Origin of the sequence: Mesorhizobium sp. C372A (assembly GCF_030323245.1) — a bacterium.
Lineage (GTDB): Bacteria > Pseudomonadota > Alphaproteobacteria > Rhizobiales > Rhizobiaceae > Mesorhizobium.
Window position 1 is genome coordinate 1,654,337 of record NZ_CP100475.1, and the last position, 12,784, is coordinate 1,667,120.

At 62.1% G+C, this 12,784-nt stretch carries 13 protein-coding genes and 1 pseudogene; 7 read left to right on the forward strand and 7 right to left on the reverse strand.

Annotated elements, in window-relative coordinates:
• Positions 1 to 52 precede the first annotated feature (52 nt).
• On the reverse strand, positions 53 to 757 hold the full coding sequence (locus NLY42_RS07750; RefSeq protein ID WP_023672103.1) for a Tim44/TimA family putative adaptor protein: 705 nt from the start codon (positions 755 to 757) through the stop codon (positions 53 to 55).
• A gap of 197 nt (positions 758 to 954) precedes the next feature.
• Here NLY42_RS07750 and NLY42_RS07755 point away from each other — a divergent pair, with 197 nt between their 5' ends.
• Both NLY42_RS07755 and secB read left to right on the forward strand, forming a co-directional pair.
• On the forward strand, positions 955 to 1,455 hold the full coding sequence (locus tag NLY42_RS07755; RefSeq protein WP_023706941.1) for an FxsA family protein: 501 nt from the start codon (positions 955 to 957) through the stop codon (positions 1,453 to 1,455).
• A 139-nt stretch (positions 1,456 to 1,594) separates the two neighbouring features.
• Positions 1,595 to 2,095 carry a protein-export chaperone SecB gene (secB, locus tag NLY42_RS07760; RefSeq protein ID WP_023672105.1) on the forward strand — a complete coding sequence of 167 codons (501 nt, stop codon included), beginning with the start codon at positions 1,595 to 1,597 and terminating at the stop codon, positions 2,093 to 2,095.
• 263 nt (positions 2,096 to 2,358) lie between these two features.
• Here the strand turns inward: secB and dnaQ are convergent, their stop codons facing one another.
• From dnaQ to NLY42_RS07785, 5 genes are all read right to left on the reverse strand, one after another.
• A complete protein-coding gene (dnaQ, locus tag NLY42_RS07765) occupies positions 2,359 to 3,063 on the reverse strand; it encodes a DNA polymerase III subunit epsilon (RefSeq protein WP_023672106.1) in 705 nt (234 codons plus the stop codon).
• Positions 3,064 to 3,188: 125 nt separating this feature from the next.
• Positions 3,189 to 3,773, reverse strand: coding sequence for a dephospho-CoA kinase (coaE, locus tag NLY42_RS07770; protein WP_031196671.1), 585 nt, complete (start codon positions 3,771 to 3,773; stop codon positions 3,189 to 3,191).
• Positions 3,774 to 3,800: 27 nt separating this feature from the next.
• Positions 3,801 to 4,628 carry a shikimate dehydrogenase gene (locus NLY42_RS07775; protein ID WP_023706940.1) on the reverse strand — a complete coding sequence of 276 codons (828 nt, stop codon included), beginning with the start codon at positions 4,626 to 4,628 and terminating at the stop codon, positions 3,801 to 3,803.
• Positions 4,621 to 5,220: a Maf-like protein gene (locus tag NLY42_RS07780; RefSeq protein ID WP_023706939.1), complete on the reverse strand. Its 600-nt coding sequence runs from the start codon at positions 5,218 to 5,220 to the stop codon at positions 4,621 to 4,623. Before NLY42_RS07780 ends, NLY42_RS07775 begins: the two co-directional genes overlap by 8 nt.
• Positions 5,221 to 5,278: 58 nt before the next feature.
• Positions 5,279 to 6,217 (reverse strand): pyruvate, water dikinase regulatory protein, encoded by a 939-nt coding sequence (locus NLY42_RS07785; protein WP_460222828.1) that lies wholly within the window; start codon positions 6,215 to 6,217, stop codon positions 5,279 to 5,281.
• A gap of 283 nt (positions 6,218 to 6,500) precedes the next feature.
• Here NLY42_RS07785 and hemE point away from each other — a divergent pair, with 283 nt between their 5' ends.
• The 4 genes from hemE to yddG all read left to right on the forward strand — a co-directional run bounded on the left by hemE (position 6,501) and on the right by yddG (position 10,597).
• Positions 6,501 to 7,532, forward strand: a complete 1,032-nt coding sequence (hemE, locus tag NLY42_RS07790) for a uroporphyrinogen decarboxylase (RefSeq protein ID WP_023755916.1) — start codon at positions 6,501 to 6,503, stop codon at positions 7,530 to 7,532.
• Positions 7,532 to 8,074: a protoporphyrinogen oxidase HemJ gene (gene hemJ, locus NLY42_RS07795; protein WP_023692917.1), complete on the forward strand. Its 543-nt coding sequence runs from the start codon at positions 7,532 to 7,534 to the stop codon at positions 8,072 to 8,074. Before hemE ends, hemJ begins: the two co-directional genes overlap by 1 nt.
• A 163-nt stretch (positions 8,075 to 8,237) precedes the next feature.
• Positions 8,238 to 9,503, forward strand: a complete 1,266-nt coding sequence (gene rho / locus NLY42_RS07800; RefSeq protein ID WP_023672113.1) for a transcription termination factor Rho — start codon at positions 8,238 to 8,240, stop codon at positions 9,501 to 9,503.
• 167 nt (positions 9,504 to 9,670) lie between these two features.
• Positions 9,671 to 10,597, forward strand: coding sequence for an aromatic amino acid exporter YddG (yddG, locus tag NLY42_RS07805; protein ID WP_023755915.1), 927 nt, complete (start codon positions 9,671 to 9,673; stop codon positions 10,595 to 10,597).
• A 257-nt stretch (positions 10,598 to 10,854) separates the two neighbouring features.
• On the opposite strand, the pseudogene NLY42_RS07810 reads toward yddG, so the two are convergent.
• Positions 10,855 to 11,033: pseudogene (locus NLY42_RS07810) on the reverse strand (DUF255 domain-containing protein); the annotation flags it as partial.
• 36 nt (positions 11,034 to 11,069) lie between these two features.
• Here NLY42_RS07810 and mnmE point away from each other — a divergent pair.
• Positions 11,070 to 12,392, forward strand: coding sequence for a tRNA uridine-5-carboxymethylaminomethyl(34) synthesis GTPase MnmE (gene mnmE / locus NLY42_RS07815; protein ID WP_023755914.1), 1,323 nt, complete (start codon positions 11,070 to 11,072; stop codon positions 12,390 to 12,392).
• Positions 12,393 to 12,784: the final 392 nt, after the last annotated feature.

A 12,784-nucleotide genomic window follows, 5' to 3' on the forward strand; every position in this document is an offset into this window, starting at 1 on the left:
CTGCATGTCGCTATCCCAAAAAAGCTGCCCGCACCGGGCGACATGCATAGGCTCAGTCTTCTTCCTCGGTGGCGACCAGCTTCCAGTTCGGATCTCGCGAGCGTGTGTCGCGGGCGAAGGTCCAGACATCCTTGACCTCGGCCACCGTCTCGGGATCGCCATCGATGACCGCACCCGCCTTGTCGCGGGTCGCCGAAATCAGTTCGCTCACGATACGCAGCGTGATGTGGGCCTCGCCGCCCTTCATCTCGGCCGAGACGATGTCGGCCTTGTCGATGCCGACGAAGGAGGACTGGATCTTTTCGGCTTTCGCCTCGCGGTCGCCAATCGCGGCAACGAAGCCGTCAAAAACCTCGCGCGACAACAGGTTCTTCAGCGTTTTTCGGTCGCCATCGGCATAGGCCATGACAATCATCTCGTAGGCCATCTTGGCGCCGTCGACGAAGACTTTGGGGTCGAAGGAGGGATCATTGTCCTTGATCGCGCGCAGGCCCTTGTTGAGGTCGGTGTCGGGCTTGGCGAAGGCATCGATGGCCGCGTAGGTCTCGGCAGCCGTCTCGCCCGGCATGCGCTTGCGTGGCAGCGAAACCACATTTTCGGGCTTCTGGGTCGCGTCCTTCTCGGTGCGGCTGGCCGTGTACGGATCGAAGGGCGGGCGCTCGCTGCCCGTGCGGCGGCCAAGCACGTTGCGCAGCTGGAAAAAGATCACCACCGCCGCAATCAGAAAGAAAATGGTGCCGAAGTCGAAGAATCCCATATCTTTCGCCAATCAATCCCTGACCTGGCCGGGACCGCCAGCCAATCCGGGCGGCGGTCGCATGGCGTTAAACATGCAAAGCATATAGAACGCATGGCGCAATCATTCAAATCAAAGGCAGGCATACCTATCTAACGGCCTCAGTGCCAGCGGCGATTATGCGCCGCCCGGCAAACATGGAAACGATCGGTCAAGATTTGCGCATTTCCTTCCGTCCTCTGTTCCTGCTTGCGCTGCCGCTGCTGGAAATCGCCGGTTTCGTCATTGTCGGCCGCGAGGTCGGGGCGCTGGCGACGGTCGGTCTGGTGCTGGCTTCAAGCATTGCCGGCGTGCTTCTGCTCCGGCACCAGGGTTTTGGTGTCATGGCGCGGGTCCGCGCCGAGATGGCCGGCGGCGGCGACCCCAGCCGCCAGCTCGCGCATGGCGCCATGATCGTGGTCGCCGCCATCCTGTTGATCATCCCCGGCTTCATTACCGATATTGTCGGCCTGCTGCTGTTCCTGCCGCCGGTGCGCGACCTTGCCTGGCGCAGGCTCAAGGGCCGCATCGTCGTCGCGACCGATTTCACCGCCGGCGGTTTTCGCGGCAGGTCGCGCGACAAGGTCATCGACCTCGACGACCGCGACTATTCGCGCGAGGACGATTTCAAGCGCGGTCCCGACCATAACTCGCCGTGGCGCCGCCTGAAGGACGACTGAACGTCACCTTGCCAACGACTGACTATTGACCCCTTTCGGCCTGAAGGCGGCAAACCTTGTCTTGTCTTGCCGACCATGCTAGCCAACGCCCGATTTCAATTCGGTCAGCGCTGCTGTCCAGGCAAAAGGAACAAGGCTCATGGCCAGCAAAGATGACGCGCCGGTCGGCGCCGCCAACGGCAACGGCGAAACGGCGCAGCCGTCGCTCAACGTGCTTGCCCAGTATGTGAAGGACCTGTCCTTCGAAAGCCCCGGCGCGCCGAACTCGCTGCGCGGCCGCGACAAGGCCCCAGGCATTGCGATCAACGTCAATGTCAATGCCAACCCGCTCTCCGACAAGCAGTTCGACGTCAATCTGACCTTGAACGCCAAGGCGTCCTTCGACCAGGAAGTGCTGTTCAATGTCGAACTGGTCTATGGCGGCGTCTTCGCCATCGCCGGCTTCCCGCAGGAGCACATGCTGCCGATCCTGTTCATCGAATGCCCGCGGCTTTTGTTCCCGTTCGCCCGCCAGATCATCGCCGAAGCCACCCGCAATGGCGGCTTCCCGCCGTTGATGCTCGACCCGATCGATTTTGCACAGATGTTCCAGCAGAAGCTGGCCGAGGACCAGGCGGCATCGAAGGTCAAGGTGAGCTGAAGGCAAGCGTCACGCGCATGAGTTGAAAGCCCGGCTTCGTGCCGGGCTTTTAGTATACTGAGATGCTGGCGGGACAGCACCCCCCTCTGCCTTGCCAGGCATCTCCCCCTCAAGGGGGGAGATTGGCCGTCATCGCGACCTTCGCCAACTTTAGACGTTGCAGGAATGGGCTGGAGCGGCGAAGCTGCTGATCTCCCCCCTTGAGGGGGAGATGGCCGGCAGGCCAGAGAGGGGTGTGACGGAACGCTACCTCCGCGATCCGTTCACCCCGCCGCCACCTTCAGCCACAGCGCCTTTTCACCGAGCGTCGCCACCAGCCCCGCATGCGCCGCTCGCTCGCCCTCGGTCAGGCGCGGCGGCAGGGCGATTGGCCTGGCGGCGATCGAGATGTCGATATCGGCAACGTCGCCATTGCTGTTGAGCTGCACCACGACGGCGTCGAGGACAAGTGCGGCCTGCTTGCCGCCGATGAGTTCGATGTAGACTTCGGCCAGGAGCTCGGAATCGAGCAGCGCGCCGTGCTTGGTGCGGTGGCCGTTGTCGATGCCGTAGCGGCGGCAGAGCGCGTCGAGCGAATTGGGTCCCATAGGGTGCTTGCGCCGCGCCAGCGCCAGCGTGTCGACGACGCGCCCGGTGTCTATGGCCGGCTGGCCGAGCCGCCCGAATTCCGTGTTGAGGAAGCCGATGTCGAAATTGGCGTTGTGGGCGACGAGCTTGGCGCCGTCGGTGAAGGCGAGCCATTCCTCGGCGATTTCGGCAAAGGTCGGCTTGCCGACGAGGTCGGCGGCGCTGATGCCGTGCACGGCTTGCGCCTCGACATGGACGGCGCGCCCCTGCGGATTGATGAATTTGTGGAAGGTGCGGCCGGTCGGGAAGCGGTTGACCAGCTCGACGCCACCAAGCTCGATGATGCGGTCGTCGCGCATGTCGAGTCCGGTGGTTTCGGTATCGAAAATGATCTCACGCATAGAATCAACCCACTCCTGGAGGAGTAGAATCATGGAGCGGAACAAAATGGCAATGGGCAATGCCGACAGCCTGCCGTCAGGAGCCTGATGGGCGCGACTTATCCCCCAGGAGTTAGCAGGCAAGCTCAGCGTCCTGAGAGCTCGGCAATGATCGCGCCGACCGCGGCGCGGGCGGCGTCCATGCCTTCACCGGTGTCGATGACGAAATCGGCCTGCCGGCGTTTTTCGGCATCGGGCACCTGCTTGGCCAGGATGGCCGCCAGCTTTTCCTCGCTCATATCAGGACGCGCCAGCACGCGGGCGCGCTGGATATCGGCCGGCGCGGTCACGACAACGACCTTGTCGACACGGTTGCGGCCGCCGGTTTCGAACAGCAGCGGTATGTCGAGCACGACGAGCGGCGCGGCGGCGGCGCGGTGCCTTGCCAGAAAGGCGTCGGCATCGGCCCGCACCAGCGGATGAACGATCGCCTCCAATGTCTTCAGCGCGGCGGCGTTGCCGATCACGCGGCGCGCCAACTCGGTCCGGTCGACCGAACCGGCAATCACGGTGCCGGGAAAGGCCGCCTCGACGAGAGGTGCTGCCTTGCCGGCATAGAGGCGATGCACGGTCTCGTCGGAATCATGCACCGGCACGCCGGCGTCGACGAACATCTTCGCCGTGGTCGACTTGCCCATGCCGATCGATCCGGTGAGGCCAAGCACGATCATCATTTGGCGCCCATCATTTGCAACCCATCATTTGGCGAGGATGTCGGCGACGATCATCTGCCGCAGTTCGGCAGTGACCTGCGGCATCTTGCCGAACCAGCGTTCGAAACCGGGCACAGCCTGGTGCAACAGCATGCCGAGCCCGTCGACCGTCTTCAAATTTCTCGCGCGGGCAGCGGCAAGCAGCGGTGTTTCCAGCGGCACATAGACGATGTCTGCGACAATGGCGTGAGCTGGCAGGCCGGCCGGATCGGCGGCCAGCGTCGCATCGCCATGCATGCCAAGTGCCGTCGTGTTGATCAGCAAGCCGGCATCGCCAAGCAAGTCGCCGACCGCGCCATGCGCCGAGACGCCGGCCCCGAAGCGGTCGGCGAGTTCCTGCGCCCGCGCCAATGTGCGGTTGACGATGCGGATATCTTTGATGCCGCGCACTTTAAGCGCGTGGATGACCGCGCGCGACGCGCCACCGGCGCCGAGCACCACGGCCGGAGCGTTTCTCTCCCAGCCCGGGGCATGCTCGTCGAGATTGCCGGCAAAGCCGATCCAGTCCGAATTGCCGCCCCACAGCACGCCGTCGTCCAGCCACAGCATGTTGACCGCGCCGATCATCTCCGCCGCCTCGTCGCGGCGCTCGACCCGGGCAAAGGCGACTTCCTTGTGTGGAATGGTGACGTTGCCGCCCTGATAGCCATTGGCCGGGAGGGAAGAGAGGAACTCGGGAAAATCGGCCGGCGCGACATCGATCGCATGATAGCTGCCGTCGATGCCGTATGTGTTCAGCCAATAGCCGTGGATCTTCGGCGAGCGCGAATGCGCGATCGGATGGCCGGTGACGAAAGCTTTTTTCTCAACCATCGATGGCTCCGAGCGCACGCAATTCCGCCAGCACCGGTAACAGCGGCAGGCCGACAATGGTGAAATAATCGCCTTCGATCTTTTCGAACAGCTGGATGCCTTCGCCCTCGATCTGGTAGGCGCCGACGCTCGACAACGCCTTGGCGCCGACGCGGGCCAGATGCCGGCCGATGAAGGCCGGATCGAGCTTGCGCATGGTAAGGCTGGCGATGCCGACGTGACGCCACAGCACCTTGCCGTTGCGGCAGAGCACGGCGGCGCTGTTCAGCTGATGCGTCTTGCCCGACAGCGCCAACAGATGGCGGCGGGCGCCTTCCATGTCGGCCGGCTTGTGGAACACTTCATCTTCCAGTGACAAAGTCTGGTCGCAGCCGAGCACCAGGGCGCCCGGTCTGCGTTCGCTGACCTCGGTCGCCTTGGCTTCGGCGAGTATCAGGGCGACATCTTCCGGCGACACACCGCTGTCCTGCAACGGCGCCTCGAGCGCACGCTCGTCGACATCGGCAGGCACCGCTTCGATGCCGAGCCCGGCATTGATGAGCATTGCTTTGCGGAACGGGCTGCCGGAGGCAAGGATGATTTTTTCGGTCATGGGTTCTGGGCCTGGTCGATAGTGGTCGATTGGGGCAGGAGGTCGCGTTGCCATCCCATCATCTATTCTTCCCCCGCAGGGCAACAATGGCTGCCGCGGTCTCTTCGATCGAACGGCGGCTGACGTCTATCATCGGCCAATTGTGGCGGGTGCAGATCTGGCGGGCATAGGCGAGCTCTTCGGCGATCGAGGCACGGTCGACATAATCGGTCGCTTCGTAGGTGCTGCTGTTGCCGAGCACGCGGTTCTGCCGGACATGCGAGATGCGTTCGGCGGTGGCGATCAGCCCGACGATCAGCGGCTTGGTGGCAGCGACCAGGCTTTCGGGCACCGGCACGCCGAGCACGATCGGGATGTTGGCGGTCTTGATGCCGCGGTTGGCGAGATAGATGCTGGTCGGCGTCTTCGATGTCCTGGAAATGCCGATCAGCACCACATCCGCGTCGTCCATATTGAGCGGCAGCTGGCCGTCATCATGCTCCATGGTGAAATTGAGTGCGTCGATACGGTGGAAATAATCGGCGTCGAGCACATGCTGGGCGCCGACGCGGCGGCCGGCCGGCGTGCCGAGATAGGACTGGAAGACGGTGAGGACCGGCTCCAGCACCGAAACACAGGGTAGCCCCATGGTGGCGCAGCGCTCGTCAATGCCGCGCGCCAGCTTCTGGTCGACGACGGTGTAGAGGATGATGCCCGGTTCCTCCTCTATGTCCTCGAAGACTTTCGCCACCTGCTTTTCGGTGCGGATGAGCGGATAGATATGCTCGATGGCGCGCGCATCCTTGTATTGCGCCGAGGCGGCTCGGCCGGCCGCCAGCAGCGTCTCGCCGGTGGCGTCGGAAATCAGGTGCAGGTGAAAGAAGCTCTGGGGTTTGTTCACAGGGGGCGCCTCAGGCTGTGGGCTTGTGTGGATAAACCGGGGCCGCAAAGGCGACCGGCTGGAGGCGACTGTATCAGAAGGCCAGTTGTCCACAATTCGATGCGCTGTCAGCTTCACTGTGCGGTTGGGGACAAATCTGGGGACGGGCGTTTTTGCCAGCGCTTCATCCACAGAGGCGGTTTTTCAGCGGCTACGTCAAACCATTGACTCCAGTGATGGAATCCTGGTCATCCACACTCTTTGCCAATCCCGCGGAAGAAACACGCGACAAAATGCTGGCTGGCCTTTTCCAGGGCAAAGCGGGACAGGTGACAACCACCGATACCAACAGACTCTTAGAATCAGAAGATTCTAGAAATAGACTATTTAATTATAGAGAAGGCAGGGAAGAGAGCGCTCAATGCCCGAGAACCGCATCGTGCTGGACGTGCTGAGAGGCGAGGCAGTGTTTCCGCCGCCGCTCTGGATGATGCGCCAGGCCGGGCGCTATTTGCCGGAGTACCGCGAGACCAGAAAGCGCGCCGGGTCCTTTCTCGACCTTTGCTACAATCCTGATCTGGCCGTCGAAGTGACGCTGCAGCCGATCGAGCGCTTCGGCTTCGATGCCTCGATCCTGTTCTCTGACATTCTGGTCGTGCCGCATGCGCTGGGACGCGATGTCCTCTTCGAGGAGGGCCGCGGGCCGCTGCTGACGCCAATCACTGCAGCTGAGATTTCGGCTCTCAACAGTGAAACGTTTCACGTGAATCTCGAACCGGTCTACGAAACGGTTCGCCGGCTGCGGGCAAGATTGCCTGACGAGACCACGCTGATCGGCTTCTGCGGCGCGCCGTGGACGGTGGCGACCTACATGATCGCTGGCCACGGCACACCCGACCAAGCGCCGGCGCGGCTGTTTGCCTATCGCGAACCGACGGCCTTCAAGCATCTCCTGAAAGTGCTCGCCGATCACTCCGCGGCCTATTTGATCCGCCAGATCGAAGCCGGTGCCGACGTGGTGCAGATTTTCGATTCCTGGTCCGGCGTGCTTGATGATGCGTCTTTCGAGCAGTTCTGCGTGCAACCGGTGGCGGAGATCGTCAGGCACGTTCGTGCGGTTCATCGCGATGTTCCGATCATAGGCTTTCCCAAGGGCGCCGGCGCCCGCTACGAGACCTATCGTGAGAAGACCGGGGTGACGGGGCTGGGGATCGACTGGACCGTGCCCCTGTCGGCTGCGAACGAACTGCAGCATTCAGGGGCGGTCCAGGGCAATCTCGATCCCTTGCGGCTCGTGGCTGGCGGCAAAGCCCTGTCGGACGGCGTCGATGCGATCCTCAAGGCGCTGGGCGACGGACCGCTGATCTTCAATCTCGGCCATGGCATTACGCCGGAGACGCCGGTGGCGCATGTCGAGGCGATGGTGAAGCAGGTGCGGAGCGCGACACGCTGATGGCTCAATCGGATAATACGGGCGGCAACAGCACTCGTGGGGCGATGATGCGCATGACCATCGGCATCGGAGTGCTGGTTGTTCTCACCGCACTTTTGTTTTTCTTTGCGCCTGAGGGTTTCTATCCCTGGGCGAAGGCAATCCATATCCTGGCCGTCATCTCCTGGATGGCCGGCATGCTCTATCTGCCGCGATTGCTGGTCTACCACGCCGACGCAGAGAAGGGGTCCGTCCAGTCGGAGACCTTCAAGGTGATGGAGCGGCGTCTGCTGCGCGGCATCATCAATCCGGCGATGATCGTCACCTGGGTGTTCGGGCTTTGGCTTGCCTGGAAAGTGTTTGGCTTTCACGGCGGCTGGCTGCACGCCAAGATGGGCTTGGTGCTGTTGCTGTCGGGCGTGCATGGCTATCTGGCCGGTGCTGTCAGGAAATTCGCCGAGGACCGCAATGAAAAACCGGCGCGGCACTGGCGAATCGTCAACGAGATCCCCACATTGCTGATGATCGCCATCGTCATCCTGGTTGTCGTCAAGCCGTTCTAGGCCCATTTCGGTCGACAAAACGCAGCTTGCTCTTTCCCCCGACCGACGATAAAAGACGGGTCTTCCTTCCCGTCATGCGCCGCCCTTGATTGCTTTCGGCCGCGCCCGGCATTTATCGCATCCAGCCGATATATTTTCCCCAAAGCAGATTCAGAGTCCGTCTATGCAAGAAATGAAACTCGCAGAGTTCAAGAACAAGAAGCCGCCAGAGCTGATCGCCTATGCCGAATCGCTCGAAGTGGAAAACGCCAGCGTCATGCGCAAGCAGGAACTGATGTTTGCCATCCTGAAGAAACTGGCCGCCCAGGACGTCGAGATCATCGGCGATGGTGTGGTCGAGTTGTTGCAGGACGGTTTCGGCTTCCTGCGCTCAGCCAACGCCAATTATCTGCCGGGTCCCGACGATATCTACATCTCGCCCTCGCAGATCCGCCGCTTCTCCTTGAAGACCGGCGATACCGTCGAAGGGCCGATCCGCAGCCCAAAAGAGGGCGAGCGCTATTTCGCCCTTCTCAAGGTCAACACGATCAATTTCGACGATCCCGAAAAGATCCGTCACAAGATCCATTTCGACAATCTGACGCCGCTCTATCCGACCAAGCGGCTGAAGATGGAGATCGACAATCCGACCGGCAAGGACATCTCGTCGCGGGTGATCGACCTGGTGGCGCCGATCGGCAAGGGACAGCGCGCGCTCATCAACGCGCAGCCGCGTACCGGTAAAACGGTGCTGATGCAGAATATCGCCCACTCGATCACGGCCAATCATCCGGAATGCTATCTGATCGTACTTCTGATCGACGAACGGCCAGAAGAAGTGACCGACATGCAGCGTTCGGTGAAGGGCGAGGTCGTGTCCTCGACCTTTGACGAACCGGCGGTGCGCCACGTCCAGGTCGCCGAAATGGTCATCGAAAAGGCCAAGCGCCTGGTCGAGCATGGCCGCGACGTCGTTATTCTGCTCGATTCGATCACCCGCCTCGGCCGTGCCTACAACACCGTTGTGCCGTCCTCCGGCAAGGTGCTGACCGGCGGTGTCGACGCCAACGCGCTGCAGCGGCCGAAGCGCTTCTTCGGCGCGGCCCGCAACATCGAGGAAGGCGGCTCGCTGACCATCATCGCCACCGCGCTGATCGACACCGGCAGCCGCATGGACGAAGTCATCTTCGAAGAGTTCAAGGGCACCGGCAACTGCGAAATCCAGCTCGACCGCAAGGTCGCCGACAAGCGCATCTACCCGGCCATGGACATTTTGAAGTCCGGCACTCGCAAGGAAGACCTGCTGGTCTCCAAGCAGGATCTGCAGAAGATCTTCGTCCTGCGCCGCATCCTGGCGCCGATGGGAACCACGGATGCGATCGAGTTCCTGATCGACAAGCTGAAGCAGACCAAGACCAACGCCGATTTCTTCGATTCGATGAACACGTAAGCTTCTCGTCGGCCATCGTTTCGCATTGAAGCCCCGTTCCGGGAACTGGGACGGGGTTTTTCATTGCGGGGGCAAACAGGTCGCATTTCCGACAGGGCGTGGCCTTGGGCGGCAATTTCCATAGCTGTCGTCATGCGAGTAATCGCGTCTCGAAGATCGGAAGCCGCATGGAGAAAACAATCCCGACCCTGATCGGCTTCTCGGCCATCCTGACATGGTCCTTCCTGGCGCTGCTTTCGACGGCGGCGGGACCGATTCCGCCCTTTCAGCTTGCGGCGATGACGTTTCTGCTTGGCGGGTTGGTCGGCGCGTCGAGCTGGCTTGTCCGTCCGGCGGCGATCAAGTCGCTGCGCCAGCCGTGGCAGGTCTGGGCGCTCGGCACAGCGGGGCTGTGCATCTACCACTGCGCCTATTTCTTCGCCATCCAGTCGGCGCCGCCGGTCGAGGTCAGCCTGATCGCCTATCTCTGGCCGTTGCTGATCGTCGTCTTTGCCGCCTTCCTGCCTGGAGAGAAGCTGAGGGCCCATCACATTGCCGGCGTCATGCTCGGCCTTGCCGGCGCCATTGTGGTGATCACCAAGGGTGGCACGATCGGACTGGCCAATGGTGTGATGAAGGGGCATGTCATCGCGCTGTTCTGCGCTTTCATCTGGGCCGGCTATTCGGTTTTATCGCGCCGCTTTGGCAAGGTGCCGACCGATGTGGTCGTCGGTTACTGCTTCATCACGGCTGCGGTCGCCTTGGTGCTGCACCTCACCCTTGAGACCACCGTCTGGCCACAGACGGCGACGCAGTGGAGCGCCATCGTCATCTTGGGCGTAATACCGCTAGGCGCCGGCTTTTACGCCTGGGACTATGGCTGCAAGCACGGGGACATCATGATCCTCGGCGCCCTCTCCTATGCCGCGCCCCTCTTCTCGGTCATCGTGCTTCTGCTGGCAGGCTTTGGTGTGTTTCACTGGTCGGTGGCTGTTGCTTGCATCCTGATCACGGTCGGAGCGGTGGTCGCGGCCAAGGATTTGCTGTTCGGGCCGCGGTCGCCATCCAGTGATGCGACGCCGCTTCCTTCGGCGTTGGACGGAAACACCGGTTGACCTGCCGTCGCAACAGCGGCTCGGTTCCTACGGATCCGGCCCCACGGGCAGGATAGCCGGTACATAGCTCCGGTCTGCCGGTCTGCGGCCGGATGCCAGTGGCCAATGTTAAGTCGATTCGCATCCGTTCCGATCGCGGAGACGGTCGGCATGGCGCGGGTCGGGATTTCCGATTCGCAACCGGAACGAGGCTTGCCCCATGGGGAGATGGGCTCCAGCTTCACGGTTCCGGGCCAGGAACAGGCATTAACGATGCCGGCCTGCCGTAGGGCTTGCTGGCCCGCCCAGAACTGCTTGGCGTCGGGATTAGGACCCGCCTGCTCGCACATGGATGACAAGGCGGCTATACAGATTTGGCAATGTCCGGCCGCTCCTCGCGATCGACCTTGATATTGACGAACAGCCGGTTCATGACGGCCGCGACACTGTGGGATTGTCGACCGGACAGCTAGGCGACAGGTGAGAAGGGCAAATGATTTCAGGCGATTCGATCGTTGCGCTTTCCAGCGGGCGCCTGCCCGCCGGCATCGCTGTCATCCGCATTTCCGGACCGAAGACTCGATTCGTCGTCGAAACGGTTGCCGGTGGTAAGGTCAAGGACCGGGTTGCAACCCTGCGCAAGCTCCGAACGGTGGACGGTTCGCTTATCGACAACGGCCTGGTGCTGTTTTTTCCTGGGCCGAACAGTTTTACCGGCGAGGATGTCGCCGAGTTCCACGTCCATGGCGGCCGCGCCGTGGCCGGCAAGATGCTGGAGATCATTGCCGGGTTTGACGGCGTGCGTCATGCGGAACCTGGTGAATTTACGCGCCGGGCTCTTCTCAACGGCAAGCTGGATCTGGTCGAGACGGAGGCGTTGGCCGATCTGGTCAATGCCGAAACCGAAGCGCAGCGGCGCTTTGCCGTGCAGAATGCCGAAGGAGTGCAAAGCGAACTCTATCTTGGCTGGCGCCGTCGGCTGATCCATGCACGGGCGATGATCGAGGCGGAAATCGACTTCGCCGACGAAGACGACGTGCCCGGTTCGGTTTCGGACACGGTCTGGTCCGATGTGCGCGCAATGGTGGGCGAGATCAGCCGGCATGTCGATGGCTTCCATGCCGCCGAGATCATCCGTGACGGGTTTGAGGTTGTCATCCTCGGTGCACCGAACGCCGGAAAATCCAGCCTGTTCAACGCGCTGGCCAGGCGTGAGGCGGCGATTGTTACCGACGAGCCCGGCACGACGCGGGACTTGCTCGAAGTGGTGCTGGATCTCCACGGAGTGCGGGTCAGGGTAACCGACACCGCGGGCCTGCGCGAGTCGCCCGGCAAGATCGAAGCGATCGGTATCGAAAAGGCGCGGGCCAAGGCGCACACGGCTGACCTGGTGCTGTTGCTGGAAGATCTGGCGGACCCGAGTGCGATCGGCAACATGCCTGTCGAGGCCCCGGTTTTGAGAATCGGCACCAAGGTCGATCTCTTGAAAGATTCGCCGCGATTGGAGGCGTATGATGCGTTGATCTCGACTGTGGACGGCACTGGGTTGGCTGAACTCCTGGCCGAGATCGGCAGGCGCGCCGCGGCTGCTATCGGCGATGCCGGTGACATCCTGCCGTCTCGGTTGCGGCATGTGGAGCTGCTCAATGAGACCAGGCGCTTTCTGATCTCGGCTTTGTCGGGGCAAGAGCGCGGCCAGGAGCTGCGGGCGGAGGAGCTGCGTCTTGCGGCGGACCGGCTCGGCCGGATTGTCGGCGCGGTGGATGTCGAGGACCTGCTGGACGTAATCTTTTCGCAGTTTTGCATTGGAAAGTGACTCACGTGAAACAGGGGGGCGCGCTGTGTGAGTGACTCACGTGAAACACAGAGGGCCGCCCTAGTGCGTGTTTCACGTGAAATGAGGAGTTTGGCAAAAACGGCAAGTGCCGAAGGCCGGCCCCGCCCCTCATTGTCCTCCCGGGCATTTCTCACGTGCAGTGACGGGGAGAAAGATACTGTTATCCGGGATTTCGCCAACCACCGAAGCGCGCCAGCGCTTGAGCTCCTCCTTGTTCACCGGGAGAAGATGCCGGGAGGCAGATGAGGGGCAGCGCCAGCCGAGGTAATTGTCGCCGCTTCCCTGACTCACGTGAAACACCTCTGCGGCTTTCAGCACTTCGTTCCCCGTGAACGAATCAACCTGCAATCCTTGACAGCGTCCTCTCGTGG

What these genes read in the sequence shown, in the direction of transcription:
- NLY42_RS07750 (WP_023672103.1), bottom strand. Translation starts at nt 757, where the DNA reads ATGGGATTCTTCGACTTCGGCACCATTTTCTTTCTGATTGCGGCGGTG.
- secB (WP_023672105.1), top strand. Translation starts at nt 1,595, where the DNA reads ATGGCCAGCAAAGATGACGCGCCGGTCGGCGCCGCCAACGGCAACGGC.
- dnaQ (WP_023672106.1), bottom strand. Translation starts at nt 3,063, where the DNA reads ATGCGTGAGATCATTTTCGATACCGAAACCACCGGACTCGACATGCGC.
- coaE (WP_031196671.1), bottom strand. Translation starts at nt 3,773, where the DNA reads ATGATCGTGCTTGGCCTCACCGGATCGATCGGCATGGGCAAGTCGACC.
- NLY42_RS07775 (WP_023706940.1), bottom strand. Translation starts at nt 4,628, where the DNA reads ATGGTTGAGAAAAAAGCTTTCGTCACCGGCCATCCGATCGCGCATTCG.
- NLY42_RS07780 (WP_023706939.1), bottom strand. Translation starts at nt 5,220, where the DNA reads ATGACCGAAAAAATCATCCTTGCCTCCGGCAGCCCGTTCCGCAAAGCA.
- hemE (WP_023755916.1), top strand. Translation starts at nt 6,501, where the DNA reads ATGCCCGAGAACCGCATCGTGCTGGACGTGCTGAGAGGCGAGGCAGTG.
- hemJ (WP_023692917.1), top strand. Translation starts at nt 7,532, where the DNA reads ATGGCTCAATCGGATAATACGGGCGGCAACAGCACTCGTGGGGCGATG.
- rho (WP_023672113.1), top strand. Translation starts at nt 8,238, where the DNA reads ATGCAAGAAATGAAACTCGCAGAGTTCAAGAACAAGAAGCCGCCAGAG.
- yddG (WP_023755915.1), top strand. Translation starts at nt 9,671, where the DNA reads ATGGAGAAAACAATCCCGACCCTGATCGGCTTCTCGGCCATCCTGACA.
- mnmE (WP_023755914.1), top strand. Translation starts at nt 11,070, where the DNA reads ATGATTTCAGGCGATTCGATCGTTGCGCTTTCCAGCGGGCGCCTGCCC.